Source organism: Variovorax sp. 05L425 (genome assembly GCF_056397705.1).
Genome location: NZ_JBFTNY010000018.1, coordinates 30,552 through 54,976 on the forward strand (window position 1 = coordinate 30,552; position 24,425 = coordinate 54,976).

Here is a 24,425-nt window from a genome sequence, read left to right on the forward strand (position 1 = left end):
ATGTTCCACGGCCGCGTGGCGGAGGATTTCAAGCTCTCGAGCGGCACCTGGGTGTCGGTCGGCACGCTGCGTGTCGATCTCGTCTCACGCCTCGCCCCGCTGGCGCAGGACATCGTGATCACCGGCCACGACCGCGCCGACATCGGCATGCTGGTGTTTCCGAGCCCGCAGGCTGCGTCCCGGCCGAGGGAGGAACTGCACACCGCGCTGCTGCGCGTGATGCGCGAGCTGCGCGACTCCGGCGCTGGATCGTCCCAATGCCCGGTGCGCGCGCTGGTGCTCGGTGCGCCGCCCGACATCGACGCCGGCGAGATCACCGACAAGGGCTACATCAATCAGCGGGCGGTGCTGACCCGGCGCGCGGCGGAGGTCGAGCGGCTGCACGGCGAGGGGCCCGATCAGGAGGTCGTTCGCGCGGCCTGAAGGCGCGGCCCGTCAGGGCGCCGCAAGGCTGCTGGCTAGAATCAAATTTGATCGCCAGCAGAAGGATTCGAAGTGAGAAGGTGGCTTGTATTGCTGAGCCTCGCGGGTTGCAACGCCCAGGCAGAGACCCAGTGGTTCACCGTGACCGGCAATCCGGCCGACGCGTCGGTCGACACGGTGCAGGTCGACCCCGTCGCGACGAAGACCGACGGCAGGCTCCGCACGATGAACGTGCGCGTCAGCCGCAAGACGCAACGCTTCAACTGGGATCAGGTGCCCTACCGCTCGTATGAATCCAGCGTGGTCTTCGATTGCCGCGCCCGGAAGGCCAGCTACATCTACGCCAAGTTCTACCAGGCGCCGCTCTGGCAAGGTCCGCCGAACAAGACGAGCGACTACGCGAGCAGTCCACCCCCCATGCTGTTCCTCGACGTCGACCCGAATCCGACGAACCGCATCATCCGCGCGGCCTGCCAGGTCACGGCGGGATAGCGGCCCGATGCCTGGCGATGGATCGGACCGGAATGACCGCATCGATCGCCCTGGTGCTGTTCGACCTGGATGGCGTGCTTTGCGGTTACGACCGTCCGGTGCGCGTCGACCACCTGGCGGCTACGACCGGCCGAAGCACGGAGGTGGTTCGGCATGCCATCTGGGGCACGGGCCTGGAATCGCGGGCGGACGCGGGGTTGATCGGCGACGACGAATACCTCCGCGAACTGGGCCGACTCCTCGGCTACCCGCTGACGCTGGATGAGTGGCTGGCCGCGAGGCGCGCTTCCATGACGCTCGACGACGAGGTGATGCGGCTGGCGAGGGCCGTCGCCGAACGCACCAGGATTGCGATCCTCACCAACAACTGCAAGCTGCTCGCCACGCACATGGACCGGCTCTGCCCCGAGGTGGCTGCACTGTTCGGCGACACCATCCATGCCACGGCATCGTTTGGCGCCACCAAGCCGGCGCCCGCCGCCTACCTGGGTTGCCTGGGGGCGCTGGGCGTGACACCTGCCGGCACCTTTTTCATCGATGACGCCGAGCCGAACGTTACCGGCGCGATCGGGGCCGGGCTGCAAGCCTACGAATTCACCGGCGCCGATGCGCTGGCGAAGGAGCTCGGGTCTCGCGGCCTCTTGTGAGCGCGCGCTCTCAGCGCCCGGACGCACCGCCCGGCGGGAAGCCGGCAAACAGCTTGTCGAGCGCGGCCTGCACGCTGGCATCCACACGTGAAGGATCGTCCGGCAGCACGCCGCTGGCACTGCCACGCCAGATCGCCCGTTTGGTACGCGCATCGAACATGTCGACCAGCAGCGTGCCCTTCTCATAGGTGTCGACGGACATCGTGTGGTAGCCCGGCCATCCGCTGCCGACACCGAGCCAGTTGAGATCGTGGCCGATGCCGCTGTAGAAGTTGTTGAAGTTCTGCCCCTGGACCCGGGTCACGTGGGCGGACACGTGCACGTCGCCTTCGGGTGCGAGCTTCCAGCCTCGCGCCTGCAAGCGGGCGTCGATGCCGGCGACGATGCTCTGCGGCAGCAACGCCCCGCCGTCGGCGCTGGTGATCCAGCTGTAGCTCCGGTAGTTGCCGAATTGGGCCTGAGGGTCGTAATCGGTCTGGATGGTGGCAGTACTTGCGCAAGCGGCCAGCAGCATCGTGAGGGCCATGGCAAGGAATCTTCCGATCATGTTCACTCCTGTTGCGGTGCCGACGCATCGTACAGGCGGAAAACTTGAGCCCCCATCAGTTGAACGTGTGTGTGCGCTCACGACACACCCATTTCTGCTGTAGCGTACGCGACACGGCAAGCCGAACTAAATAAACGGCACCGTATCCTTATTCCCTCCCCAACCACTGAACCTTTCTTTCCCTCTCTCATGATGAAGACAAAACTGTTTGCGCTGGCGGCCGTTGCCGCGCTCGGATCGGGCAGTGCCCTTGCGCAAAAGGCTGGTGACTGGCAAGTCGGCGCCGGCTGGTTTCACCTCTCCCCGCAGGATTCGAGCGATCCCCTGACCTTCACCTCGCCGGTGCACGCCGTGGTTCCCGGGTCCGGTGCCAGCGTCGGCAATTCCGACACGCTGGGCCTCAACGCCACCTATTTCGTCGACAGCCACTGGGCCGTCGAGGGCGTGATGGGTATCCCGCCGAAGTTCAAGCTCGACGGCGTCGGCACGCTGGGCCCGATCGGTGAACTCGGCGAGGCACGGCAGTGGAGCCCCACCCTGCTCGCCAAGTACTACTTCAACGAGGGCGAAGCCAAGTTCCGTCCCTACGTCGGTCTCGGCGCCACTTATGTCTGGTATAGCGACGTGAACCTCACGCCCGGCCTCCAGGGCGCGCTCGCCAGCCGAATTGGCATCCCGGTCGCCGTATCGTCGACCACGGCCAAGATCGACAGCAAGTTCGCGCCGGTGTTCAACGTGGGCATGGCCTATCAATTCGATCCGCATTGGGGCGTGGCCTTCTCGGTGTCGTACATCCCGTTGCGCACGAAGGCCAACCTGACCACGACAGCGCTGGGCGTGCCCGTGGCGACGAGCGAATCGAGCCTGAAGCTCGATCCGATCGTTCCGTACCTGGCCCTGACCTACAAGTTCTAAGCCCCCAAGCCCCGGTCTCGGGCCGGAGAGCGCACCGCGCTCTTCGCGTCTCCCTCAAGTTTGTCGGTTTCCAGCCGATATGCGTTGGCGCACTCCCTCCGCATCTTTCTGGAATCACGATCATGTTCTTGAGCAATATCTCGATTGGCAGGCGCCGGGCCTTTTCTCAACCGGCCTCGCTGATCTAGACCTCGGGCTGGGCCGGGTTTGCCTGCTGCTCGCTGAAGCGCTTTTCGGCAGCGACCAGATGGGTCGTCAGGACGTGTGAGATCACATTGATGCCGAGGCCCGCGAACAGCGCCGGAAGCAGGTATAGCGCGACGCGGACTTCCGAGACAAAGAGCACATCGTCCGCCAGCGACGGCGTCGCGGCTGCGGTCGTGGCCAGTCGCTGGAGGAAGAAGACGTCCAGCCCCGCGATCGCGACCAGCGAGAAGCCGAGCACCAGGACGGTCATGCGCGAGATGGCCTGCTTGGCGATCAGCACGGCATAAATGCAGAACGGCAGCACCACCGAGATCGCCACCATCATCCAGAACCTCGCTTCCGTGAAGACCGAATAGCTGACGTGCATGACTGAACACCTCGTAGGGACTGCTTTGATCGAAACGAAAGCGCGCAGCTTGGCATTCAAGCCGCCCCGGCATTGTCTAGCGAGCGTAAAGAAAATTGAACGGTCGATGCCTGCTGTAACGGCGGCAGCGCTCAGCGTTGCTTGGGCGGGGGCGCCGCGGGGCGCTGCTTCCTTGCCTCCTCATCCCCGAGCAGCTTGTCCAGTTGCTGCCCGATGCGCGCGCCGATCGCGGTGCCGACGCCCGGCAGCACGGCCGTGCCGACGGCCGCGCCTGTGAGCGCCGCGCCGGTCAGCGAGAGCACGGGCGCGTCGAGCGTGCCGCCGAGCTTGAGAGGCACGCCCACTACGCCGTCGACGAGGTCGACCGCCGCCTCGCCATCCAGGCGTCGATTGACCACGGTGGCGCTGCCGCTTGCCCTGAGGACGCCGGAGCGTGCCTTCAGGCCGCTGTAGCGCAGGATCACGCCTTCGTCGGCTATCTGCGTGTCGAGCGTGCCGCTGAGAGCGTCGAGCGGCGTCTGGCCGCCGCGACCGAAATTGCCGGTCACAGCCTTGGCCAGATCAAAGCCGGTCAACGTAGCGGGCGCCACGGTGAAGCGCGTGTGCGTATGCAGTCGGCGAACGAGTTCTCCAACGTTGTCGCCTTCGGCATCGACCTCGGTCTGCCCCTGCAGCCGGCCCTCGACCACGCTGTGCCGGCCAAAGCTGCGGACCAGCACGCTGACGTCCACGTTCTTCGGCGTCAACTGCGCCGTGAGACGCAGCCGTCCCTTGTCGTCGGTCTGGAGCTGGGTGCTGCCGTTCCACGTGCCGTCGGCGACGTCGATCAGCGTGCGCCAGCGGTCCTCGTTGCCTTCGCGCTCGACACGCAAGCTCGCGACCGGCGTCACGCCCGACCGCCGGATCTCGCCCTCGCGTGGCCGCCAGCGTGGATCGAAGCGAAGGTCCACGTCGTAGGCCAGCGCAATGTCGCGGCGGTCGACCCAGGTCACGTCACGCATGCGTACCCGCTCGACCGGGATGTCCGCGAGCGTCCACGCGCCCGCCAGCAGCACAACCGCGTCATCGGCGGCATCCCAGCGCCCACGGAATGCACGCACGGACGCGCTGGGCAGCATCGCCCCTTCGACCTCGATCTCGGCGATGGACACCTGGCGATGCCAGAGCGATGCCAGCCGAGGCCGAACGACCAGGTGGCGCACGGTGATCGGCCGTGGCTGAACAGTCGCCACATCCTCCAGCACGATGACCGGCGCGGGTCGCAGTGCCCAATGCGCTGCGCCGATCCGCAGGCCGATGCCGGACGCCTTCTCGAAACGCGAAGAAAGCGCCGCGGCAAAGGCCTCGTCGCCCGGCAAGTGTCCGCGGACCCAGAGGCCGACCCCGACGAGCAGCAGTACCACCACCGCGGCAGAAACAGCCATCCAACGTCGAGCCTGGGTCATGATGCGAGCTTGCTTGGTTTGTGTGGCTTGTGCTGTCAGCCGTGGGCGCGCGTTTTCGGCGGCAATCGCTATAGTTTTGCCACCTCAACTGGAGACTCTTTCAATGCGCATCTGGAAAAAAGAAATCTCGCTCAACGAACTGACCCGAAGCCACGTCGATACGACGGTCTCCAACCTTGGGATCGAATTCCTCGAAATTGGGGACGATTTCATCCGGGCGCGCGTGCCGGTGGACAAGCGAACCGTGCAGCCCTACGGCATCCTGCACGGCGGCGTCTCGGTGGTGCTCGCGGAAACGCTGGGATCGTGTGGCGCGCACTATTCGGCGCCAGAAGGCCACCGCGCGGTGGGCCTGGATATCAACGCGAACCATCTCAAGTCCGCCTCCACGGGTTGGGTCACCGGCACTGCACGCCCCGTGCACCGGGGCCGCACCACGCAGGTGTGGCAGATCGACCTGACCAATGACGAAGGTGAGCTCACCTGCGTCTCCCGCATCACCATGGCCGTCCTGGCGCCGCGCGGCGGCTGACGCATCCCCTGCATTCCTTTCGACAACAACAACGAGGAGACACACATGAGCGATAGCGATTCCTACCTTCCCCGGTGGCGCAAGGTCACGGCCTCCGCGGGCGCCATCGTCGCGCCCGACGAGCGCCTGCCGTGGCCACAGACCGCCGCGATGGGCGTGCAGCACGTGATCGCGATGTTCGGCGCCACGGTACTGGCGCCGATCCTGATGGGCTTCAACCCCAACATCGCGATCCTGATGAGCGGCATCGGCACGCTCCTGTTCTTCTTCATCACCGGCGGACGGGTGCCGAGCTACCTGGGGTCCAGCTTCGCCTTCATCGGCGTTGTCATCGCAGCCAGCGGCTATGCGGGCTCGGGGCCCAACAACAACCTGGGCGTGGCGCTGGGCGGCATCATCGTCTGCGGCCTGGTCTACGTGCTGATCGGCGTGCTGGTGGCGCTCACCAATGAGCGGCGCACCCGGCGCGCGCCGGTGCGCGGACTCGAAGGCCTCGAAGTGGAAGAGGTCGAGCAGGACGTCGCGGTGCACTGGATCGAGCGCCTGATGCCGCCGGTGGTCACCGGGGCGGTGGTCGCCGTGATCGGGCTCAACCTGGCGAGCGTGCCGATCAAGAACATGGCGCCCACGGGCTTCGACACCTGGATCCAGGCGCTGACCTTTCTCTGCGTGGGCCTGATCGCGGTCTACACGCGCGGGATGATCCAGCGGCTGCTGATCCTCATGGGCCTGATCGCCGCGAGCGTAATCTACGCCGTGCTGACGAATGGCCTGGGGCTGGGCAAGCCGATCGATCTCGGACCGTTGGCGGCAGCGCCCTGGTTCGGCATTCCGACGTTTTCGTCGCCGGTGTTCGAGGTCAATGCCATCCTGCTGATCGCGCCGGTCGCGGTCATCCTGGTGGCCGAGAACCTCGGCCACCTCAAGGCCGTCGGCGCGATGACGGGACGCGACCTCAATCCCTACCTGGGTCGCGCCTTCATCGGCGACGGCATCGCGACCATGGTGAGCGGCGCCGTCGGCGGCACGGGCGTCACGACCTACGCCGAAAATATCGGCGTGATGGCGGCCACCAAGATCTACTCGACGGCGATGTTCGTCGTTGCCGCGCTGATCGCGCTGGTGCTGGGCTTCAGCCCGAAGTTCGGCGCGCTGGTCCAAGCGATCCCGCTGCCGGTGATGGGCGGCGTGAGCATCGTGGTGTTCGGCCTCATCGCAGTGGCGGGCGCCAAGATCTGGGTCGACAACCGGGTCGACTTCTCGCAGAACAAGAATCTCATCGTCGCCGCGATCACGCTGATCCTCGGCACGGGCGACTTCACGCTCAAGTTCGGGCAGTTCGCGCTCGGCGGCATCGGCACCGCGACTTTCGGTGCGATCCTGCTCTATGCACTGCTGGGTCGATCACGCCGTTGAAGTGCAGCGAAACATGCAACCTCATGAAAGAGATGTTGTGTCGCGTCATCGAGATCGAAGAGTTTCACGGCGCGGAAGCCACTCCCGTTAGACTCCAACGCTTTTCGAACCTACGTTTTCCATGGCCGATGCTTCCGCCGCGCGCACCAAGGCGGTATTCGAATTCAAGAGCGCCACGCTGCCGCTGATCGCGGTCATCCTCAAGACCGCTGATCTAGAGGTCCTGGCGGAGGCGCTCGACGCCCAATTGGCGGACTCCCCCGACTTCTTCGAGCAGGAGCCGGTGGTCATCGACCTTTCGCTGTTGCAGGAAGAGCAGGCGGGAGCCGACATCGACTTCGCCGCGCTGCGCAGCCTGCTGGCGCGCCACCAGACGCAACCCGTCGCGGTGCGCGGCGGCAGCAATGCCCAGAACATCGCCGCGCGGGCTGCAGGCCTGTCGATCACGGCCATGCCGGTCGCGCCGACGCCTCGGGCGCCCGCACCGCCGGCCGAGGCGCCGAGCGAAGCTCCCCAGATCGTGCGCGAGGTGCCGGTGCCTGCCAACGGCACGCTCGTCATCGACAAGCCGCTGCGTTCGGGCCAGCAGGTGTATGCGCGCGGTGGCGACGTGATCGTGACCGCCGTCGTGAGCTTCGGCGCCGAAGTCATCGCGGACGGCAACGTGCACGTTTACGCACCATTGCGCGGCAAGGCGATCGCCGGAGCACGCGGCGACACCGGGGCACGTATCTTCACGACCTGCATGGAGGCGCAGCTGGTGGCCATTGCCGGCATCTACCGCACCGCCGAAGTCGCGCTGCCGGACGACATCGCCGGCAAGACGGCACAGATCTCGCTGGACGGCAAAAAAATAGTCATGAACCCGATCCTCTGATCCGGCTCCGCGCAACAGAACAACCGAAACGAACGAAGAAGGAATGGCAATGGCCAAAATTGTGGTGGTGACCTCAGGCAAAGGCGGCGTCGGCAAGACGACCACGAGCGCGAGCTTTGCATCGGGGCTCGCCCTCGCGGGCAAGAAGACGGCCGTGATCGACTTCGACGTCGGCCTGCGCAACCTAGATCTGATCATGGGCTGCGAGCGCCGGGTGGTGTTCGACCTCATCAACGTCATCCAGGGCGAGGCCAACCTGAGCCAGGCGCTCATCAAGGACAAGCACTGCGACAACCTGCACGTGCTGGCCGCCTCGCAGACGCGCGACAAGGACGCGCTCACGCAGGAAGGCGTCGAGAAAATCCTCAAGGAACTCGCCGACCAGGGTTTCGACTACATCGTGTGCGACTCGCCCGCGGGCATCGAGGTCGGGGCACTGATGGCGATGCACTTCGCCGACGAGGCGCTGGTCGTGACCAATCCCGAAGTCTCCTCGGTGCGCGACTCCGACCGCATCCTCGGCATGCTGAGCTCGAAGACCAAGCGTGCCAAGGAAGGCGGCGACCCCATCAAGGAACACCTGCTGATCACGCGCTACAACCCCAATCGCGTGGCCGGCGGACAGATGCTGTCGCTGGAAGACATCCAGGACATCCTGCGCATCAAGCTTATTGGCGTGATCCCCGAGTCCGAGAGCGTGCTGCAGGCCTCCAACCAGGGTGTGCCGGCGATCCACGACAAGGAAACCGACGTGGCCCAGGCCTACAGCGATGTGGTGGCGCGCTTCCTCGGCGAAGAAAAGCCGATGCGCTTCGTCGACGCCGAGAAGCCCGGCTTCTTCAAACGAATCTTCGGAACGAGGTAGCCATGTCACTCTTTTCCTTTCTGCTGGGCGAAAAGAAGAAGACGGCGAGCGTCGCCAAGGAACGGCTGCAAATCATCCTCGCGCACGAGCGGAGCAGCCTGAGCGGCAAGCGCCCCGACTACCTGCCTGAGCTGCAGCGCGAGCTGATCGCAGTGATCTCCAAGTACGTCTCGATCAAGGCCGAGGACATCAAGGTCCACCTGGAGAAGCAGGACGATCTTGAGGTGCTCGAGGTCAAGATCGAACTGCCCGACGCCGCGCTCGCGGCACGCTGAGCGCAGGCAGCAGGCTCGCCACGGCCGTGAATTCGTCATCCAGGGCTTCCATCGGACCGCCCTGAGGGCGTATCGTGGCAACTCCAACACCAACCTGGAGACACCGCACCATGGCAACTAGCAAAACGAGCACTACCGCCGCGAAAAAGGCGGGCTCACCGCGCGGCACGGCCGCCGAGGACGTCCAGGACGCCTTCATCAAGCCGCTGAAAGGCATTTCCGATCGCCTTCAGAACCTTCCACTGGCCGGCGCGGCCGGCGCGATCGTCGAAGGTGGACGCAAGGACCTGCAAGCCCTCATGCAAGCCAACGAGAAGTCCTACCAGGGACTGCAGGCCGTCGTGAAACGCCAGACCGAGATGCTCAAGACTTCGATCCAGGAATGGCAGGGCACGGTCAAGGGCATGTCGGCTGGCGATCCACGCGAGAACCTCGCCAAGCTCGACGCCATGGGCAAGGCGGCGTTCAAGCAGGCGCTCAATGACATCCGCGAACTGTCCGAGATGGCAGCCAAGTCGCAGGCCGAGGCTTTCGACGTGGTGCGCAAGCGCATCAGCGACAACGTGGACGAAGTCAGCAAGCTCTTGCGCACGCGCAAGTAGGCCTTGGGAAGGCCTTCGCTCAGTGTTTGTCCTGCGCGAAAACGAGAAATAGGTCCGTGACGTCGGCTGCAAGAAGCGTACATTGATACGGTTTACCTTTGCGATCCGAACGATCACGTATCAGCCATGGCATCGATTTCTCAGACGCGCGCATCTTCCAGGGCAGCCAGCGAAGCCGCCAACCGTGAACGACTGCGGCAGGCCCTGCCTGCCACCGTCGATCACCTCCAGCGCCACCAGGCTGGCCGGATTGACGACAACGACATCGACGCCTACGTCAGACTGAACTGGCTCGAATGGCACGGCGGCGGACTTCGCCTCACCATCACGGGTCGCAACGTCTGCGCACAGATGGCGCCGTCGACCACCTGAGCTACTGCGGCCAGTTGGCGCGCCAGCCGTTCACGACGGCATTTCTCGATACTCGCCAGACAGCCGGGCTCCGCGATGCCAGTCCGCGTAGGGCTGGACGTAGCCCCGTCCTATGAACTGCGGTTGCGGCCGTACATCCCGGTGGTCGCGGTCTGCGCCAGGGCCATGCTCGACGCGCGACCCCTGCTGCTCGTACCGGTCATGCCGATCGGGTCCCCCGTCGAAGCGCCGGTCCTGCGCGAAGGCGCTTCCTGCCATGCACATCGCCAGCGCGGCGGCAACGGCAGTCATGCTTTTCGACTTGTTCATCTGGACCTCCTTCTGCATTGACGAGGAGTCCAGTGTCGAACGCGCATGTATGTCTCCGATGAAGCAAAAGTAAAGCTGGGACCGGGACCTGCCCGGTCCGCCTCACGGTGCGGTGCCTTGAGGCCCAGTGGACGGCGCCGCGGCGTAACCGGCGCCGTGCGGCGTGATCTTGCGTCCCAGCGCCTCGCCCCATCGCCGCACCGGCGCGCTCGCCCGCTCGGCCGTGTTGTCCACGCCGCGCCGGGTGGCGCTGGCGCCGCGCTCGATGCCATGGCCGGCTGCATCCGTCCCGCGTTCGATGCCATTCAGGACCTTGCTGTCGTGCGGAGCCGCCTTCGCCGCCGCGTGGCTGCGCTTCGGCTGCGGCGGGCTGTCCGCGTTTTGCGCGAAGGCGGTTTGCGTCAGTGCTGCTGCGACGACAAGCGCGAGAGTCGTTGTTGCGCGGGATGAGAACATGGGCTTCGATTCCTTTCGATTCAAATTCAGGCTGTCTTGTTGTCGGCGGCGGCTCTCGCCATGCGCTCGCTCTTCCAGTACACGTCGTCGCCGCCATCCATCCGATTGAGCACGCGCGCCAGCACGAACAGCAGATCGCTCAGGCGATTGAGGTAACGGCGCGGCGTATCGTTGATCTCGGCCTGCGCGCCAAGGGAGACGACCGCGCGCTCGGCGCGGCGCGCGACCGTGCGGCACACATGCGCCAGCGATGCCGCGCGAGTACCGGCTGGCAGGATGAATTCGGCCAATCTCGGCAGAGTCGCATTGTGATCGGCCAGGGCGTTGTCGAGTTGCAGCAGCGCCTCTGCCTTGAGCAGGGTGAAGCCCGGCATCGACAACTCGCCGCCGAGGTTGAAGAGCTGATGCTGCACGTCAACGAGCAGTTCGCGCACGGCCTCGGGCATGGGCTCGCAGAGCAGCACGCCGATCTGCGAGTTGAGTTCGTCGACGTCACCCATCGCATGCACGCGCAGGTGGTCCTTGGGGACGCGCGTGTTGTCGCCGAGGCCGGTGGTGCCGTCGTCGCCGGTGCGCGTCGCGATCTGTGTGAGTCGGTTGCCCATGGAGTGCTCTGTATCTTTCGGGGGTGCGATTCGTAGAATGGTAGACCCTTCAGGAGACAGCCGATGAACGCGCCCACCGCCCTTTCCCATCTCACGCCGGAGATCGCGCTGCGCGAGGTACCCGACGCGCTGATCGAAGCCCTGAAGGCGCGTTTCGGCGAGCAATGCTCCACGGCGCTCGCCGTGCGCACGCAGCACGGCCGCGACGAGTCCTCTTTTGATGCACCACCGCCTTCGGCCGTGATCTTCGCCGAGAGCACGCAGGATGTGGCCGACGCAGTCAAGCTGGCAAGCGAATACAGCGTTCCGGTGATCCCCTTTGGCGTCGGCTCGTCGCTCGAAGGGCACCTGCTGGCCGTGCAGGGCGGCATCAGCATCGACGTCAGCCGCATGAACCGCGTGCTGTCGACCAATGCCGACGACCTGACGGTGACCGTACAACCCGGCGTGACGCGCAAGCAGCTGAACGAGGAGATCAAGAGCACGGGCCTGTTCTTCCCGATCGACCCGGGCGCGGACGCCTCCATCGGCGGGATGGCGGCGACGCGCGCCAGCGGCACGAACGCGGTGCGCTACGGCACGATGCGCGAGAACGTGCTTGGCCTCGAAGTCGTCACCGCGAGCGGCGAGGTGATCCGCACGGGCACGCGGGCCAAGAAATCGTCGGCGGGTTATGACCTCACACGCCTCCTGGTCGGCAGCGAGGGCACGCTGGGCGTGATCACCGAGATCACCCTGCGCATCTATCCCCTGCCCGAGGCCGTGTCGGCAGCGATCTGCTCATTCCCGAGCATCGAGGCGGCCGTGCGCACGACCATCGAGATCATCCAACTGGGGGTGCCGATCGCGCGCGTCGAACTGATCGACGTGAACACGGTGCGGATGGTCAATGCGTACGCCAAGCTCAGCCTGCGCGAAGAACCCATGCTGCTGATGGAATTCCATGGATCGCCCAGCGGCGTGAAAGAGCAGGCTGAAACCGTGCAAGAACTCGCCAGCGGCCACGGCGGCAAGGCTTTCGAGTGGGCCAGCACGCCGGAAGAGCGCACCCGCCTCTGGACAGCGCGGCACAACAGCTATTTCGCCGCCGTGCAGTCGCGCCCAGGTTGCCGCGTGATTTCGACCGACACCTGCGTGCCGATTTCCCGGCTTGCAGATTGCCTGCTCGAATCGGTCGCGGAAGCTGATGCGAGTGGCATCCCCTACTTCCTGGTCGGCCACGTCGGAGATGGGAATTTCCATTTCGGCTACCTTCTCGACCCCAACGCACCCGAAGAACGCGTAACTGCCGAGAAACTGAATCACGCCCTGGTATCACGCGCGCTCGCACTCGAAGGCACCTGCACGGGCGAACATGGCGTCGGGCTGCACAAGATGGGCTTCCTCGTGACCGAGGCCGGCGCTGGCGCGGTCGACATGATGCGCACGATCAAGCGGGCACTCGACCCGAAGAACATCATGAATCCCGGGAAGATCTTCAGCCTCTGAGACCTTCCCCGTCAATTCACGCCGTCTGGCGGATGCGGTCTATCAGGCCGTTGAGCGCGTCGAGAGAGCCGAAGTGGATGGCGAGTTCGCCGCTCTCTTCCACCCGGCCATTGCGCTTGCTCCGCTTCTTGATGCGGACTTCGACCTCGGCCGCCAACAGGTCGGCAAGTTCCTCCTCTACCCGAAGCAAGTCGCGCGACTTTTCGGCCGCGCCGCGCCGCGATGAAGGCGAGAGACTGAACTCGGCCGCCAGCTTCTTCACGAGCGCCTCGGTCTCGCGCACCGACATCTTCTTGGCGGCGATCTGGTTGGCGGCGGTGATTTGGGTGCCCTTGTCGAGCGACAGCAGCGCGCGCGCGTGGCCCATGTCGATGTCGCCGGCCATGAGCATCGCCTGAGCCGGCTCAGCAAGGTTCAGCAGGCGCAGCAGATTGCTCGCGGCGCTTCGGGAACGCCCGACGGCCTGCGCCGCCGATTCGTGAGTGAGCCCAAACTCAACGACCAGGCGTTGCAAACCTTGGGCTTCCTCCAGCGGATTCAGATCTTCACGCTGGATGTTCTCGATGAGCGACATGGCCGCGGCGGCTTCATCGGGCACGTCGCGCACCAACACCGGCACACTTTCGAGCCCGGCCAGGCTGGCGGCCCGGAAACGTCGTTCACCCGCGATGATTTCGAACTCGGCGTTCTTGGCGCGTGCGATGTCCGGATCGAGTCGGCGAACCAGAATCGGCTGCATGATCCCCTGCGCCTTGATGCTTTCGGCCAGCTCGTAGAGCGCGCCCTCGTCCATCTGCGTGCGTGGCTGGTAGACGCCGGGCACCATCTGGTCGAGATTCAAAGTCGTCGGGTTGGGTGGCGCGGCGTCGTCAATCACGGCATTGTCCGAGCCGTTGAAAGTCGGCCCGAGAAGTGCTTCGAGTCCGCGGCCGAGGCCCTTGGGTTTTTTGGTCGCCATGGAGATCATTTTTCCTTCAAGAGGTCGTTCAGCAGCTTGCGGCCTTCGGGCCAGTCGTCGAGGCCGGATTCGCTGTTGATATGGCCACAAGCACCAAGGTCAACATAACCGGCGCCCCAGTCCTCGGCCATTTCGCGGGAGCGTTCGGCTGCACAGTAAGGATCGTTGTTCGCCGCGACCATCAAGGCGGAAAACGGCAGCGGCCGGCGGACGATGGGCGCCCAGCCTGGGATCATCTGCCGCAGGTCGTCGCGCTCCGCATCGCCCGGTGCGACGAGCAATGCGGCACGTACCTTGCCCGTATGGCCCGAGTGAGCGGCCCATGCTGCCACGAGGACGCATCCCAGGCTGTGCGCCACGAGCGCCACCGGGCCGGGTGCGGCCAGCACCTCCTCCTCGAGTCGCGCCGACCAATCGCCGCGCAGAGGCCGCATCCAGTCGTGCTGGTCGACCCGATGGTCGCCATAGGCCGCCTCCCAGCGGCTTTGCCAATGGGCGGGGTCGCTGTTCTGCCAGCCGGGCAGCAACAGGATCTTGGGCTCAGGGGCCATCGGGGGCATGTACCGTGACTTGCGGCGCGTCCATGGGCACGGGTGCAGCGGGCGCCGTTTCCGCCGCCATCGCGCTCGCAGGCGGCATCTTGACGACGAGTTCCTGCGCGAAAGCGATGAACGCCTGGCTGCCCTTGGCGGGCGGGTCGAACACGACCCCGGGCAAGCCGTAGCTCGGCGCTTCGGCCAGCCGCACGTTGCGGGGAATCACCGTATCGAACACCTTGTCGCCAAAATGCGCCTTGAGCTGCTCGCTGACCTGCTGCTGCAGGGTAATGCGCGGATCGAACATCACGCGCAGCAGGCCGATGATCTGCAAGTTCTTGTTGAGATTCGCGTGGACCTGCTTGATGGTGTTGACCAGGTCCGTCAGCCCTTCGAGGGCGAAATACTCGCACTGCATCGGGACGATGACGCCGTGCGCGGCACACAAGCCATTGAGCGTCAGCAAGCTGAGGCTGGGCGGGCAATCGATCAGGATGAAGTCGTACTCCGCACCCACCGCCGCCAGCGCCGTGCGCAGGCGCTTTTCGCGCCGATCGAGCGCCACCATTTCGACTTCAGCGCCGGCCAGTTCCCGGTTCGCACCCAGAACGTCATAGCCGCACTTCTCTGACTTCACGCGGGCTTCGGCCACGGACGCCGACTCCAGCAACACGTCATACACCGTGGTTTCGAGCTGACGCTTGTCGATGCCTGAGCCCATGGTGGCATTGCCCTGCGGATCCAGGTCGATCATCAGGACGCGCTGGCCGACATTGGCCAGGCCTGCCGCCAGATTCACCGTGGTCGTCGTCTTGCCGACGCCGCCTTTTTGGTTCGCGATGCAGAAGATCTTTGCCATGTCTCAGCCGCCCTGCCCGGCAGTCTGGCGAAAAACATGGAAGGGATGCTGGAGGTTTTTCATGCTTACCTGGAAATCGCAAGCCTGAAGCCGAATCCGATCAGAAAAACGCCTGCCAACTTGCCCAGAACACCCGAGATGCGCGGATTGGCGCGCACCCGCTCGGCCAGGAAATGCGTCAACAGCGTTGCCGTCAGACCATACAGAAAGGTCAAGGTGGCGATGGTCAGGGCCATGACCGCGAAGGTGGTGAGCCCCTGATGGCGGGCCGGATCGACGAAGAGCGGGAAGAACGCCATATAGAAGACGATCGCCTTCGGATTCAGCAGCGTGATCATCATCGCTTGGCGAAGATACTGCCGGGGGCGGATGTTGAGGATCGGCGCGGCACCAGGCTTGGCCCGCAGCATCTTGAAGCCGAGCCATGCAAGATAGGCGGCGCCGAGCCATTGCACGCCCCGGAATGCCGTCGGGTAAGCCGTCAGAAGTGTGGCAACGCCGGCAACGGCAGCCCACATCAGCACTTGGTCGCCTGCAATGACGCCCAAAGTGGCCGCCAAGCCCCCGCGAATTCCGCCTTTGCTCGTCGACGTGATCAACGCCAGATTTCCCGGCCCGGGAATCGCCAGAAAGAGAACGATGGCCGCGACGAACGCGCCGTAATCAGCGATGCCGAACATGCAAATTGCTCAAAAAGGGAAGCGTCGAGTCTAAGCGAGGTCGACGCGCGCGACGTCGGTCAGGCGACAGGTTTTCGCATCCAGACGATGCATCGCTCGGCATCAAGGCCCGGAACAGACAGTTGTTCCACGTGAAACACCTCGACTTCGGGCGGAAGGTGGGCGATTTCCTCGTTGGGCACCCTGCCCTTCATGGCCAGCCAAGTGGCACCCGGGGCCAGGAGGTGTAACGACCCTGAGACGAAATCCGCAAGGGACGCGAAGGCCCGGGAGCTGATGACTTCGTATTGGCCCGTCATGGACTCGACGCGTGCGTGCAATCCCCGGAGATTGCGAAGCTCGAGCTCCGACGCAACCTGCTGAATGAACGCCGCCTTCTTGGCGACGGCATCGACACACGTGATGTCAATATCCCCTCGCAGAATCGCAATCACGACACCCGGCAGCCCGGCCCCGGCACCAACGTCCAGGAGTTTCGCCGGGCCGGCACGTTCTCGACTGAGCGGACCTACGGCCGCAAGGCTGTCGAGCAAATGATGCGTAAGTACCGTCGCCGGGTCGCGCAAGGCGGTCAGGTTGTAGACCTTGTTCCACTTGAGGATGAGCGCACCGTAGGCGAGCAGCTGCTCGCTCTGGCGGTCGGTCAATGTGATGCCGAGCTCTGAGGCACCCTGCCGCAGCATTTGCTCCTGGCTCATTCGGCGGCTTGCGGCTCTGCCGCCGGGTCGCGTACGAATGCGCGATGCCCGCCTTTGCGGAGATGGATCATCAGCAGAGAGATCGCCGCTGGCGTCACGCCGGAAATCCGCGAAGCCATGCCCAGAGTTTCGGGCCGGTGCTTGGTGAGCTTTTGCCGGACTTCGAAACTCAAGGCCTTGACCTGGCTGTAATCGAGATCATCCGGCAGTTTCAGGTTCTCGAAATGCGCGGCCCGCTCTACTTCGTCATGTTGGCGATTGATGTAGCCGGAATATTTGGCGGCGATCTCGATTTGCTCGATCTCCGTTTCGCCCAACGGAGCATCCGCACGATATTTGCCGCCGTCCAACGACATCAGCGACTCGTAGCTCACGTTCGGCCGACGCAGAAGCTCGCCAAGATTGTGTTCATGGTCGATGGCCTTGCCCAGCACACGCTCGGACTCGCTTGCCGGCAAGTTCCGCGGATTCACCCAGATCGAACGAAGCCGCTCTGTTTCACGTGAAACAAGATCTCGCTTGCGGGCGAACGCATCCCAGCGCGCGTCATCCACCAGACCCAGCTTCCGCCCCGCCTCGGTCAACCGCATGTCGGCGTTGTCTTCTCGCAGCTGCAGCCGGAATTCGGCGCGGCTTGTGAACATCCGGTAGGGCTCGGTCACGCCCTTGGTGATCAGGTCATCGACCAAGACTCCCAAATAGGCTTCGTCGCGGCGAGGCAGCCATGGATCTTCGCCGCGGCATTGCAGTGCAGCATTGATGCCCGCGAAGAGACCCTGAGCGGCCGCCTCTTCATAACCCGTCGTACCGTTGATCTGGCCCGCAAAGAACAAACCGTGGATGGCACGCGTCTCGAAATTGCTCCGCAGCTCGCGCGGGTCGAAGTAGTCGTATTCGATCGCGTAGCCGGGTCGGAGGATGTGGGCGTTCTCCAGGCCCGCCATCGAACGGACCAATTGGTACTGGATGTCGAACGGCAGGCTGGTCGAGATTCCGTTCGGGTAGTACTCGTTGGTGGTAAGCCCTTCCGGCTCCAGGAAAATCTGATGGCTTTCCTTATCGGCGAATCGGTTGATCTTGTCCTCGACACTCGGGCAATAGCGCGGGCCGACGCCGTCGATCTTGCCGGTGAACATCGGGCTGCGGTCAAAGCCTGAACGGATGATTTCGTGCGTGCGGGCGTTGGTGTTCGTGATCCAGCAGGGCATCTGCTGCGGGTGCATGTCCGCGCGGCCCATGAAGCTGAAAACCGGCATTGGGCCGGCACCGCCCGGCATGCCGTCGCCGGGCTGCTCCACGCACTTCGAAAAGTCGATGGTCCGCCCATCCAGCCGCGGTGGGGTGCCAGTCTTGAGGCGACCTTGAGGCAGCTTCAGCTCCTTGAGCCGTGCCGAGAGGCTGACCGCCGGCGGATCGCCCGCTCGCCCGGCCTGGTAGTTGTCGAGCCCCACGTGAATGCGCCCATCGAGGAAGGTCCCCGCCGTGAGCACCACTGCGCGAGCACGGAAGGCAATTCCGACCTGCGTGACGGCGCCGACTACGCGGTCGCCTTCGATCATCAAGTCGTCGACCGCTTGTTGGAACAGCGAAAGGTTGGGCTGATTTTCCAGCCGGCGCCGGATCGCCGCCTTGTAGAGAACCCGATCGGCCTGCGCGCGGGTTGCGCGCACCGCCGGCCCCTTGCTCGAATTGAGCACCCGGAACTGGATTCCTCCTTCGTCCGTCGCGATCGCCATGGCTCCGCCAAGCGCATCGACTTCCTTGACGAGGTGGCCCTTGCCGATGCCGCCGATCGAGGGGTTGCAGCTCATCTGCCCCAATGTCTCGATGTTGTGGGAAAGCAGGAGCGTGCGGGCGCCCATTCGGGCGGATGCAAGCGCGGCCTCGGTGCCGGCATGGCCGCCGCCAACGACGATCACATCGAATTCTTCGGGATAGAGCATGAGAGTGAGGACGCACTGGCGCGTGCGCTGCGCAAAGGGGCGCTGATTTTAATCGCCCGCGCCTTTGCATGCCCGTTGAAGGACAAACAAATCCCTACCCAGACTCGCTCCAATCCCTTGTCGCCATTGACTTTTCCGCTATCAATTGAATAGCAAACGTGCGCGCTATGGGGCTCGATCCAACGCCTTCTTCGCAGCCCCTACGCCCAGCGCGGCCAGCACGAGGAACACCACTGCAAGAATCAGGAACAGCCCGAACAGGATCTTGGCGATACCGGCCGCTCCCGCGGCCACGCCACCGAAGCCCAGCGCACCGGCAATCAGCGAGATCACGGCAAAAATAATCGCGTACTTCAACATGAGCCGACTCCTCGCGATGACACCACCGCAGCGCTGCGAGCTTAGAGAGTCGCACAGCCGGCGCTCATAGTCGCCCCACGCGAGACGCCGTAGGACAAAAACGCGGAGACCTCGAACCCGCTAGCATCAGCCTCCCCTTCCGAAAAATGTTTTTCGTCATTCCATTGGAGTTTTTCGCATGAAGCTGTACTACTCGCCGGGCGCCTGCTCGCTGTCTCCCCATATCGCGCTGCGTGAAGCCGGCCTCGCCTTCGAACCCGTGCTCGCCAGCACGAAGAGCCACAAGCTGCAAGATGGAACCGACTACTACGGCATCAATCCGTTGGGCTATGTGCCGCTGCTCGAACTCGACGATGGCACGCGCCTGCGCGAAGGCCCGGCCATCGTGCAGTACGTTGCCGACCTCGCGCCTGCGAAGAACCTTGCGCCGGCCAACGGAACCCTCTCGCGCTATCGCCTGCAGGAGTGGCTGACCTTCATCGGTACCGAGATCCACAAGAGCTTCTCGCCGCTGTTCAACCCCAACATGCAAGAAGAAGCCAAGACGGTTTTCAAGACCAAGCTCAAGTCGCGCTACGAGTGGCTCGACGGCCAACTCGCAGGCAAGGACTACCTCATGGGCGAACACTTCACCGTCGCCGACGGCTACCTGTTCACGGTGACCAACTGGACGCAGCCGACGGGCGTCGACATCTCTTCCTGTGCCAACGTCAAGGCCTGGCATGCGCGCGTTGGCGCACGACCGGCCGTGCAGGAAGCGATGAAGGTCGAAGGCCTGCTCAAGTAAAGGGGAGCGCTGCGGGTGCGGCACTCAGTGCGTCAACGGCTTCTGCCTTGACGCGAGCAATGCACCCGCCCATAGCGTGACCCCCGAGGCCACGAGACCTCGGGCCAGGCCGCCGGCCCCGTCCGAGATCCATCCGGCAACGGTCGGCCCCACGATCTGCCCCAACGCGAAGGCGATCGTGAAGGCGCTGATACCCGTCGCCCATTGCGCAGCCGGGAGGTTGTGCCTCACCAAGGCTGTCGTCGACGCCACGACCGACAGAAACACCGCGCCGAACAGAAGGCCCGACGCCATGGCCACGGGCCATGCATGGCTCAGCACCGGCAGCATCGTGGCCACCCCCAGCAGTGCGTTGAGAAACGCTTGCGGTCCCCCGCCGCGATAGCGGTCCAACAGGCCAGCCCATAGCCGCGACGAAGCCATGCAAGCCAGCCCCAGGAAGGCGTAGAACATCGTGATGTCGCCCGCCCTGGCGCCCTGCTCGCGCAGCAGCGCGATCACGAAGGTCATGTAGCCGATGTAGCCGGCACCGAACAGCGTGTAGCCGGCGAGCGCCCAGCTGAAGCGACGCACAGGCGTTCTGTCGAACCGCACGGCGTGCTGTGACGCGGCCACCGGTTGCACGTGCACCTGCACCGGCATCGCACGCATCGCGGCGGCCAATACTGCGGTCGCCGCAAAACTCGCGAGCGCAAGCGCCCACCATGCCCAGGCCCAGCCATGTGAAACACCGGCCGCGGCCTGCAGCACCGCGGGCACCAGCAGCGCCGAGAGCGTGATGCCAAGGCCCGTACCGCCGTAGTACAGCCCAAGCAGAAAACCAGCGCGCGACGGCTGCAGCGTGCCCAGGCGTGCCGCCAGCAATCCACCCGCCACGAACACCCAGGCACTCGCGAGCCCCGCCAGCAGCCGTTGCAACAGCAAGGCTGCCGCCGACGTGAAGAAGCCGCTGGCCACCATGAAGACACTGGCCCACAGCGCGCCGCCGACCAGCAGGCGTATCGGGCCGAAGCGTCGCATCAGAGCCGGCGTCATCAACGCGCCCAAAAGATAGCCTGCGGCGTTCGCCGTGTTCATGCTCCCCGCAAGGGTGTAGCTCCAACCGAGGTCTTCGCGCATGGGCGGAAGAAGCAGGCCGTACGAAAAGCGCGTGATGCCGAGCGAGACCGCGGCACCCAGCGAGAGCGCCAACGCCAATCGCAGCACTTGCGCGGGCGTGGGCGTGGCGTCGTGAACAGTCATGGATGCGCGGCGATTCTGAGGCAGCACCTACCAGCAAAGCGACAACCCCGCGACAGCGGGGCTGATGTCAGGGGACTACCCTCCGTCTCGTTCTCCACAACATTCATCAACTCCAAGATGTCCTCCCTCTTCGATCCCGTGCAAGCTGGCGACCTCCAACTCAGCAATCGCATCGTCATGGCGCCGCTCACGCGCAACCGCGCACCCGACGCAGTGCCGCGCGACATCACAGCGACCTACTACGCGCAGCGCGCCAGCGCCGGTCTGCTGATCACCGAAGCCACCGCCATCAGCCACCAGGGCCAGGGCTATGCGGACGTGCCCGGACTCTATGGCACCGAGCAGCTCGATGGCTGGAAGCGCGTCACCGATGCCGTGCACGCCGAGGGCGGCAAGATCGTCGTGCAGTTGTGGCACGTCGGGCGCGTCTCGCACACGGAGCTTCAACCCGACGGCGGCAAGCCTGTCGCGCCCTCCGCCATCGCGGCCAAGACCAAGACCGTGCTCATCAGGGACGGCGTCCCGACCTTCACCGACACCTCCGAGCCCCGCGCGCTCGACGCCAGCGAGCTGCCCGGGATCGTGCACGCCTATGCCGTCGCCGCTCGCAGCGCGGTCGAGACCGCGGGCTTCGATGGCGTGGAGATCCACGGCGCCAACGGCTATTTGCTCGACCAGTTCCTCAAGACCGGCAGCAACAAGCGCACCGACGACTACGGCGGCAGCATCCAGAACCGCGCGCGCCTGTTGCTCGAAGTGACGCGCGCGGTGGTCGACGCCGTCGGCGGTGGCAAGACCGGCATCCGCCTGTCGCCTGTCACCCCGGCCAACGACGTGCATGACGACGACCCGCAATCGCTGTTCGACTACGTCATCCGGCAGCTCGCGCCGCTGAATCTCGCCTACATCCACGTCATCGAAGGCGCCACCGGCGGCCCGCGCGAACTTGCCGATCGCCCGTTCGACTACGAATCCCTCAAGGCGGCCTATCGCCAGGCCGGCGGCAAGGGCGCGTGGATGGTGAACAACGGCTACGACAAGTCGCTCGCCGAGGAAGCACTGAAGGAAGGCGACGACCTGGTCGCCTTTGGCAAGCCCTTCATCTCCAACCCTGACCTGGTTCGCCGCCTGCGCGAAGGTGCGCCACTGAATCCATGGGACAAGAACACGTTCTACGGCGGCGGCGAAGCCGGTTATATCGACTACCCGGCACTTTGAGCTCGCCCCCAGGTTGCCCGCACTTCGTGTCGGGCGCCCACCCCCTACCGGGGCAACCCCAGCGGCCCGGCAAGCCGGTTCCGCGGGGTTCATGAGTTCGCCCCCAGGCTTGCCCACTTCGTGTGGCCGCCAACCCCCTTCCGGGGGCAACCCCTGCGGCTCGGCAAAGCCGGTTCCGCGGGGTTTCTGGCCTTGGCTGTGCGGGTGCGGCAGGCCTGCATTCAGGATGAGGTGAAGGCGACGCTGACGCGCAGGCCGCCTTCTTTGGACGCCTTGGCGAAGGTGAGTTCGGCACCGAGCAGCCTGGCGTAGCGGGCGACGATCGCAAGGCCGAGGCCCGCTCCTTGTCCCAGCTTTTGGCCCGCCGGCCCCTGCGCCCAGCGCTGCATCAGGTCGCTCTGCGTTTCCGGCGGAATGCCCGGGCCGTCGTCGACCACGCTCATTGTGTGTCCGGCGAGCTCGATGGTGATCGTGCGTCCGCCATAACGCAGCGCGTTGTCGATCAGGTTGTCGAGCGTGCCTTCGACCAGCGCCACATTCGCGACCACGGTCACCGGCTCGTCGAGCCCTTGCGCGCCCAGGTCCACACCCTTCGCATCCGCGCGTGCGAGGTGCCGCAGCACGGCGTGCTGAATCAGCTCATCGAGCCGCAGCGGTTGCCGCTGCAGGCCCGTGCGGCTCTCATCGGCCAGCGCGAGCGCCAGCAATTGATCCACGAGATGACTGGCACGGGCCTGGCTCGCGGCGATGTTCTCCAGCTGCTCGCGCCACACCGCCGGCGTCTGCTGCGCGAGGCCATAGTCAGCGAGCGCACGAATCCCTGCCAGCGGCGTGCGGAGTTCATGCGCGACATTGCCCGCAAACTCGCGCTGCGCCGACGCGCTCTGGGCCAAGCGGTCGAGCAGCGCATTGAGCGTGTCTCCCAACTGCTCGAGTTCGCGCGAGCTTCGGGCGACCGGCACCGGCGCGAGGTCATGAGCGTCCCGTTTCTCCAGCGTCTGCCGCAATTCGCCGAGCGGACGAAGCTCGCGTCCGATCCCGCGCCAAAGCCAGGTGGCCAGCGCCGCGAGAAGCACGAACTGCGGCGCCAGTGAATAGACCAGCAGTCGCTCGACCAGCACCGTTCGCGCGCGCGTGGTCTGCGCGATGACCACGCGATAGGCGTCGGGTGCCTCGTGGTTCAGCACCACGGCACGCAGAGCCTGGCCCTGGTAGAGGACGTGCGAAAAACGGTAGCGCGCACCCGCCTCCGGCGCCGGCGCCTCCAGCCCTTCATGGCCGGCCAGCAACGACCCGTCCGGCCGCAGCACGGCGAAGAACACCGACTCGGACTGGTCGAAAAGCACGCTTGTCACTTCGCGCGGCGACAGCAACAACTCCATGCCGCGCTCGCCGGCCTGCACATTGGCCGACACCGAGTAGGCGTCGTCGAGCATCGCCCGATCGAAGGCCTGCTCGGTGAAATAGCTCGCCACGTAGAGTGCGACCGCCGTGCCCACCAACCAGGTCAGGCCCAGCGGAATCAGCACGCGCCGCAGGACGCGCGCGGTCAACGACGGCGCCGCCGAGTCGCGCGGCGGCGTCGAGGTCACGCGTCCGCTTCCAGCAGATAGCCGATGCCGCGCAAGGTGCGAATGACCGCGCCGCTACCCACCAGCTTCTTGCGCAGACGCGAGATGAAAGCCTCCAGCGCGTTGTCGCCCAGCGATTCGTCGAAGGTCGACAGCTTGTCCGAGAGCTCGCGCTTGCTGATCGTGCGGCCCGGTGGACTCATCAACTCCCAGAGCACTTCGAATTCGCGGGCCGGAAGGTCGAGCGGCACGGCGCCAACCCCGAAGCGCCGCGCCCTCCGGTCCAAGCGCAACTGCCCGAGGATCGCGATGTCTTCGGTGCCCTGCGCACGCCGGACCAGCGCGCGAAGCCGCGCCTCGACCTCGGCCAGATCGAAGGGCTTGCCAAGGTAGTCGTCGGCGCCCGCATCGAGTCCGGCGATTCGCTCCTCCGTGCGGTTGCGTGCCGTCAGCACCAGCACCGGCGTGCGGTCGCCGCGCGCCCGCGCATGGCGCAATGCCGTCAAGCCGCTGGCGAGGCCGCTGGTCGGACTGACCGTGGCAGGCAGGTTCAGGTCCAGCAGCACGGCGTCAAAAGTCTGCACACGCCAGAGGTGGTCGGCCTCCTCGACGCTCGCCGCCACATCGACGCGATGGCCCGCGTCACCGAGGCTGCGCAGCATCACACCGCGCAGGACCGCATCGTCTTCAACCAGGAGGATTCGCATGGGATGTGAGAGAAAAAAAGGTATGT

General features: G+C 65.1%; 30 protein-coding genes. 14 read left to right on the top strand and 16 right to left on the bottom strand.

Annotated features, from left to right (window positions below; genetic code table 11):
* From AC1DN9_RS20310 to AC1DN9_RS20320, 3 genes are all read left to right on the top strand, one after another.
* A complete protein-coding gene (locus AC1DN9_RS20310) occupies nt 1-423 on the top strand; it encodes a hypothetical protein (RefSeq protein ID WP_478103372.1) in 423 nt (140 codons plus the stop codon).
* Between the two features lie 72 nt (nt 424-495).
* Nucleotides 496-915, top strand: coding sequence for a surface-adhesin E family protein (locus AC1DN9_RS20315; RefSeq protein ID WP_478103247.1), 420 nt, complete (start codon nt 496-498; stop codon nt 913-915).
* 32 nt (nt 916-947) lie between these two features.
* Entirely contained in the window at nt 948-1,562 is a 615-nt protein-coding gene (locus AC1DN9_RS20320) for an HAD family hydrolase (protein WP_478103249.1), read from the top strand.
* A 10-nt stretch (nt 1,563-1,572) separates the two neighbouring features.
* Here AC1DN9_RS20320 and AC1DN9_RS20325 read toward each other — a convergent pair whose 3' ends face one another.
* Nucleotides 1,573-2,109, bottom strand: coding sequence for a DUF4136 domain-containing protein (locus AC1DN9_RS20325; protein ID WP_478103250.1), 537 nt, complete (start codon nt 2,107-2,109; stop codon nt 1,573-1,575).
* Between the two features lie 189 nt (nt 2,110-2,298).
* On the opposite strand from AC1DN9_RS20325, the gene AC1DN9_RS20330 reads away from it, so the two are divergent.
* A complete protein-coding gene (locus AC1DN9_RS20330) occupies nt 2,299-3,024 on the top strand; it encodes an OmpW/AlkL family protein (protein ID WP_478103251.1) in 726 nt (241 codons plus the stop codon).
* Nucleotides 3,025-3,208: 184 nt separating this feature from the next.
* Here AC1DN9_RS20330 and AC1DN9_RS20335 read toward each other — a convergent pair whose 3' ends face one another.
* A complete protein-coding gene (locus AC1DN9_RS20335) occupies nt 3,209-3,598 on the bottom strand; it encodes a hypothetical protein (protein WP_478103252.1) in 390 nt (129 codons plus the stop codon).
* A gap of 131 nt (nt 3,599-3,729) precedes the next feature.
* On the bottom strand, nt 3,730-5,022 hold the full coding sequence (locus AC1DN9_RS20340) for an AsmA family protein (protein ID WP_478103253.1): 1,293 nt from the start codon (nt 5,020-5,022) through the stop codon (nt 3,730-3,732).
* Nucleotides 5,023-5,146: 124 nt separating this feature from the next.
* Between AC1DN9_RS20340 and AC1DN9_RS20345 the strand changes: the two genes are divergently transcribed.
* The 7 genes from AC1DN9_RS20345 to AC1DN9_RS20375 all read left to right on the top strand — a co-directional run bounded on the left by AC1DN9_RS20345 (nt 5,147) and on the right by AC1DN9_RS20375 (nt 9,982).
* Complete coding sequence (locus AC1DN9_RS20345; RefSeq protein ID WP_478103254.1) at nt 5,147-5,575, top strand: PaaI family thioesterase; 429 nt, start codon at nt 5,147-5,149, stop codon at nt 5,573-5,575.
* Nucleotides 5,576-5,620: 45 nt separating this feature from the next.
* Complete coding sequence (locus tag AC1DN9_RS20350) at nt 5,621-6,991, top strand: solute carrier family 23 protein (protein ID WP_478103255.1); 1,371 nt, start codon at nt 5,621-5,623, stop codon at nt 6,989-6,991.
* 121 nt (nt 6,992-7,112) lie between these two features.
* The gene (gene minC / locus AC1DN9_RS20355) at nt 7,113-7,868 is read left to right on the top strand and encodes a septum site-determining protein MinC (protein WP_478103257.1); all 756 of its coding nucleotides are present in this window, start codon (nt 7,113-7,115) and stop codon (nt 7,866-7,868) included.
* Nucleotides 7,869-7,917: 49 nt separating this feature from the next.
* A complete protein-coding gene (gene minD / locus AC1DN9_RS20360) occupies nt 7,918-8,733 on the top strand; it encodes a septum site-determining protein MinD (protein ID WP_478103258.1) in 816 nt (271 codons plus the stop codon).
* Nucleotides 8,734-8,735: 2 nt separating this feature from the next.
* Nucleotides 8,736-9,008, top strand: coding sequence for a cell division topological specificity factor MinE (minE, locus tag AC1DN9_RS20365; protein WP_478103259.1), 273 nt, complete (start codon nt 8,736-8,738; stop codon nt 9,006-9,008).
* A gap of 110 nt (nt 9,009-9,118) precedes the next feature.
* Entirely contained in the window at nt 9,119-9,610 is a 492-nt protein-coding gene (gene phaP / locus AC1DN9_RS20370) for a TIGR01841 family phasin (RefSeq protein ID WP_478103261.1), read from the top strand.
* Between the two features lie 126 nt (nt 9,611-9,736).
* On the top strand, nt 9,737-9,982 hold the full coding sequence (locus AC1DN9_RS20375) for a hypothetical protein (RefSeq protein ID WP_478103262.1): 246 nt from the start codon (nt 9,737-9,739) through the stop codon (nt 9,980-9,982).
* A gap of 30 nt (nt 9,983-10,012) precedes the next feature.
* On the opposite strand, the gene AC1DN9_RS20380 is transcribed toward AC1DN9_RS20375, so the two are convergent.
* From AC1DN9_RS20380 to AC1DN9_RS20390, 3 genes are all read right to left on the bottom strand, one after another.
* The gene (locus AC1DN9_RS20380) at nt 10,013-10,291 is read right to left on the bottom strand and encodes a hypothetical protein (protein WP_478103263.1); all 279 of its coding nucleotides are present in this window, start codon (nt 10,289-10,291) and stop codon (nt 10,013-10,015) included.
* Between the two features lie 102 nt (nt 10,292-10,393).
* Nucleotides 10,394-10,747: a hypothetical protein gene (locus AC1DN9_RS20385; RefSeq protein ID WP_478103264.1), complete on the bottom strand. Its 354-nt coding sequence runs from the start codon at nt 10,745-10,747 to the stop codon at nt 10,394-10,396.
* Between the two features lie 26 nt (nt 10,748-10,773).
* Nucleotides 10,774-11,352 (bottom strand): cob(I)yrinic acid a,c-diamide adenosyltransferase, encoded by a 579-nt coding sequence (locus AC1DN9_RS20390; protein ID WP_478103266.1) that lies wholly within the window; start codon nt 11,350-11,352, stop codon nt 10,774-10,776.
* A 63-nt stretch (nt 11,353-11,415) separates the two neighbouring features.
* Between AC1DN9_RS20390 and AC1DN9_RS20395 the strand changes: the two genes are divergently transcribed.
* Nucleotides 11,416-12,840: an FAD-binding oxidoreductase gene (locus AC1DN9_RS20395; RefSeq protein ID WP_478103267.1), complete on the top strand. Its 1,425-nt coding sequence runs from the start codon at nt 11,416-11,418 to the stop codon at nt 12,838-12,840.
* Nucleotides 12,841-12,856: 16 nt separating this feature from the next.
* On the opposite strand, the gene AC1DN9_RS20400 is transcribed toward AC1DN9_RS20395, so the two are convergent.
* The 7 genes from AC1DN9_RS20400 to AC1DN9_RS20430 form a co-directional block, all read right to left on the bottom strand.
* Nucleotides 12,857-13,798, bottom strand: a complete 942-nt coding sequence (locus AC1DN9_RS20400; RefSeq protein WP_478103269.1) for a ParB/RepB/Spo0J family partition protein — start codon at nt 13,796-13,798, stop codon at nt 12,857-12,859.
* Between the two features lie 5 nt (nt 13,799-13,803).
* Nucleotides 13,804-14,349, bottom strand: coding sequence for an RBBP9/YdeN family alpha/beta hydrolase (locus tag AC1DN9_RS20405; RefSeq protein WP_478103271.1), 546 nt, complete (start codon nt 14,347-14,349; stop codon nt 13,804-13,806).
* Complete coding sequence (locus AC1DN9_RS20410; RefSeq protein WP_478103272.1) at nt 14,339-15,193, bottom strand: ParA family protein; 855 nt, start codon at nt 15,191-15,193, stop codon at nt 14,339-14,341. The genes AC1DN9_RS20405 and AC1DN9_RS20410 overlap by 11 nt, the downstream gene beginning before the upstream one ends.
* Before the next feature lie 65 nt (nt 15,194-15,258).
* Nucleotides 15,259-15,873, bottom strand: coding sequence for a LysE family transporter (locus AC1DN9_RS20415; protein WP_478103273.1), 615 nt, complete (start codon nt 15,871-15,873; stop codon nt 15,259-15,261).
* Nucleotides 15,874-15,932: 59 nt separating this feature from the next.
* Nucleotides 15,933-16,571 carry a 16S rRNA (guanine(527)-N(7))-methyltransferase RsmG gene (gene rsmG, locus AC1DN9_RS20420; protein ID WP_478103274.1) on the bottom strand — a complete coding sequence of 213 codons (639 nt, stop codon included), beginning with the start codon at nt 16,569-16,571 and terminating at the stop codon, nt 15,933-15,935.
* Nucleotides 16,568-18,514: a tRNA uridine-5-carboxymethylaminomethyl(34) synthesis enzyme MnmG gene (mnmG, locus tag AC1DN9_RS20425; protein ID WP_478103276.1), complete on the bottom strand. Its 1,947-nt coding sequence runs from the start codon at nt 18,512-18,514 to the stop codon at nt 16,568-16,570. The genes rsmG and mnmG overlap by 4 nt, the downstream gene beginning before the upstream one ends.
* Nucleotides 18,515-18,679: 165 nt before the next feature.
* On the bottom strand, nt 18,680-18,874 hold the full coding sequence (locus AC1DN9_RS20430; RefSeq protein ID WP_478103277.1) for a DUF1328 family protein: 195 nt from the start codon (nt 18,872-18,874) through the stop codon (nt 18,680-18,682).
* A gap of 178 nt (nt 18,875-19,052) precedes the next feature.
* On the opposite strand from AC1DN9_RS20430, the gene gstA reads away from it, so the two are divergent.
* A complete protein-coding gene (gstA, locus tag AC1DN9_RS20435; protein ID WP_478103278.1) occupies nt 19,053-19,661 on the top strand; it encodes a glutathione transferase GstA in 609 nt (202 codons plus the stop codon).
* Nucleotides 19,662-19,685: 24 nt separating this feature from the next.
* Here gstA and AC1DN9_RS20440 read toward each other — a convergent pair whose 3' ends face one another.
* Nucleotides 19,686-20,903, bottom strand: a complete 1,218-nt coding sequence (locus AC1DN9_RS20440) for a YbfB/YjiJ family MFS transporter (RefSeq protein WP_478103280.1) — start codon at nt 20,901-20,903, stop codon at nt 19,686-19,688.
* Between the two features lie 117 nt (nt 20,904-21,020).
* Here AC1DN9_RS20440 and AC1DN9_RS20445 point away from each other — a divergent pair, with 117 nt between their 5' ends.
* Nucleotides 21,021-22,121, top strand: a complete 1,101-nt coding sequence (locus AC1DN9_RS20445) for an alkene reductase (RefSeq protein ID WP_478103281.1) — start codon at nt 21,021-21,023, stop codon at nt 22,119-22,121.
* 221 nt (nt 22,122-22,342) lie between these two features.
* Here AC1DN9_RS20445 and AC1DN9_RS20450 read toward each other — a convergent pair whose 3' ends face one another.
* Nucleotides 22,343-23,713 (bottom strand): sensor histidine kinase, encoded by a 1,371-nt coding sequence (locus AC1DN9_RS20450; RefSeq protein ID WP_478103282.1) that lies wholly within the window; start codon nt 23,711-23,713, stop codon nt 22,343-22,345.
* Nucleotides 23,710-24,399 carry a response regulator transcription factor gene (locus AC1DN9_RS20455; RefSeq protein ID WP_478103284.1) on the bottom strand — a complete coding sequence of 230 codons (690 nt, stop codon included), beginning with the start codon at nt 24,397-24,399 and terminating at the stop codon, nt 23,710-23,712. Before AC1DN9_RS20455 ends, AC1DN9_RS20450 begins: the two co-directional genes overlap by 4 nt.
* Between the last annotated feature and the right edge of the window lie 26 nt (nt 24,400-24,425).

Coding starts and splice junctions, on each gene's coding strand:
- AC1DN9_RS20310 (WP_478103372.1), top strand. CDS start 1: ATGTTCCACGGCCGCGTGGCGGAGGATTTCAAGCTCTCGAGCGGCACC.
- AC1DN9_RS20320 (WP_478103249.1), top strand. CDS start 948: ATGACCGCATCGATCGCCCTGGTGCTGTTCGACCTGGATGGCGTGCTT.
- AC1DN9_RS20325 (WP_478103250.1), bottom strand. CDS start 2,109: ATGATCGGAAGATTCCTTGCCATGGCCCTCACGATGCTGCTGGCCGCT.
- AC1DN9_RS20330 (WP_478103251.1), top strand. CDS start 2,299: ATGATGAAGACAAAACTGTTTGCGCTGGCGGCCGTTGCCGCGCTCGGA.
- AC1DN9_RS20335 (WP_478103252.1), bottom strand. CDS start 3,598: ATGCACGTCAGCTATTCGGTCTTCACGGAAGCGAGGTTCTGGATGATG.
- AC1DN9_RS20340 (WP_478103253.1), bottom strand. CDS start 5,022: ATGGCTGTTTCTGCCGCGGTGGTGGTACTGCTGCTCGTCGGGGTCGGC.
- AC1DN9_RS20345 (WP_478103254.1), top strand. CDS start 5,147: ATGCGCATCTGGAAAAAAGAAATCTCGCTCAACGAACTGACCCGAAGC.
- AC1DN9_RS20350 (WP_478103255.1), top strand. CDS start 5,621: ATGAGCGATAGCGATTCCTACCTTCCCCGGTGGCGCAAGGTCACGGCC.
- minC (WP_478103257.1), top strand. CDS start 7,113: ATGGCCGATGCTTCCGCCGCGCGCACCAAGGCGGTATTCGAATTCAAG.
- minD (WP_478103258.1), top strand. CDS start 7,918: ATGGCCAAAATTGTGGTGGTGACCTCAGGCAAAGGCGGCGTCGGCAAG.
- minE (WP_478103259.1), top strand. CDS start 8,736: ATGTCACTCTTTTCCTTTCTGCTGGGCGAAAAGAAGAAGACGGCGAGC.
- phaP (WP_478103261.1), top strand. CDS start 9,119: ATGGCAACTAGCAAAACGAGCACTACCGCCGCGAAAAAGGCGGGCTCA.
- AC1DN9_RS20375 (WP_478103262.1), top strand. CDS start 9,737: ATGGCATCGATTTCTCAGACGCGCGCATCTTCCAGGGCAGCCAGCGAA.
- AC1DN9_RS20380 (WP_478103263.1), bottom strand. CDS start 10,291: ATGAACAAGTCGAAAAGCATGACTGCCGTTGCCGCCGCGCTGGCGATG.
- AC1DN9_RS20385 (WP_478103264.1), bottom strand. CDS start 10,747: ATGTTCTCATCCCGCGCAACAACGACTCTCGCGCTTGTCGTCGCAGCA.
- AC1DN9_RS20390 (WP_478103266.1), bottom strand. CDS start 11,352: ATGGGCAACCGACTCACACAGATCGCGACGCGCACCGGCGACGACGGC.
- AC1DN9_RS20395 (WP_478103267.1), top strand. CDS start 11,416: ATGAACGCGCCCACCGCCCTTTCCCATCTCACGCCGGAGATCGCGCTG.
- AC1DN9_RS20400 (WP_478103269.1), bottom strand. CDS start 13,798: ATGGCGACCAAAAAACCCAAGGGCCTCGGCCGCGGACTCGAAGCACTT.
- AC1DN9_RS20405 (WP_478103271.1), bottom strand. CDS start 14,349: ATGGCCCCTGAGCCCAAGATCCTGTTGCTGCCCGGCTGGCAGAACAGC.
- AC1DN9_RS20410 (WP_478103272.1), bottom strand. CDS start 15,193: ATGGCAAAGATCTTCTGCATCGCGAACCAAAAAGGCGGCGTCGGCAAG.
- AC1DN9_RS20415 (WP_478103273.1), bottom strand. CDS start 15,873: ATGTTCGGCATCGCTGATTACGGCGCGTTCGTCGCGGCCATCGTTCTC.
- rsmG (WP_478103274.1), bottom strand. CDS start 16,571: ATGAGCCAGGAGCAAATGCTGCGGCAGGGTGCCTCAGAGCTCGGCATC.
- mnmG (WP_478103276.1), bottom strand. CDS start 18,514: ATGCTCTATCCCGAAGAATTCGATGTGATCGTCGTTGGCGGCGGCCAT.
- AC1DN9_RS20430 (WP_478103277.1), bottom strand. CDS start 18,874: ATGTTGAAGTACGCGATTATTTTTGCCGTGATCTCGCTGATTGCCGGT.
- gstA (WP_478103278.1), top strand. CDS start 19,053: ATGAAGCTGTACTACTCGCCGGGCGCCTGCTCGCTGTCTCCCCATATC.
- AC1DN9_RS20440 (WP_478103280.1), bottom strand. CDS start 20,903: ATGACTGTTCACGACGCCACGCCCACGCCCGCGCAAGTGCTGCGATTG.
- AC1DN9_RS20445 (WP_478103281.1), top strand. CDS start 21,021: ATGTCCTCCCTCTTCGATCCCGTGCAAGCTGGCGACCTCCAACTCAGC.
- AC1DN9_RS20455 (WP_478103284.1), bottom strand. CDS start 24,399: ATGCGAATCCTCCTGGTTGAAGACGATGCGGTCCTGCGCGGTGTGATG.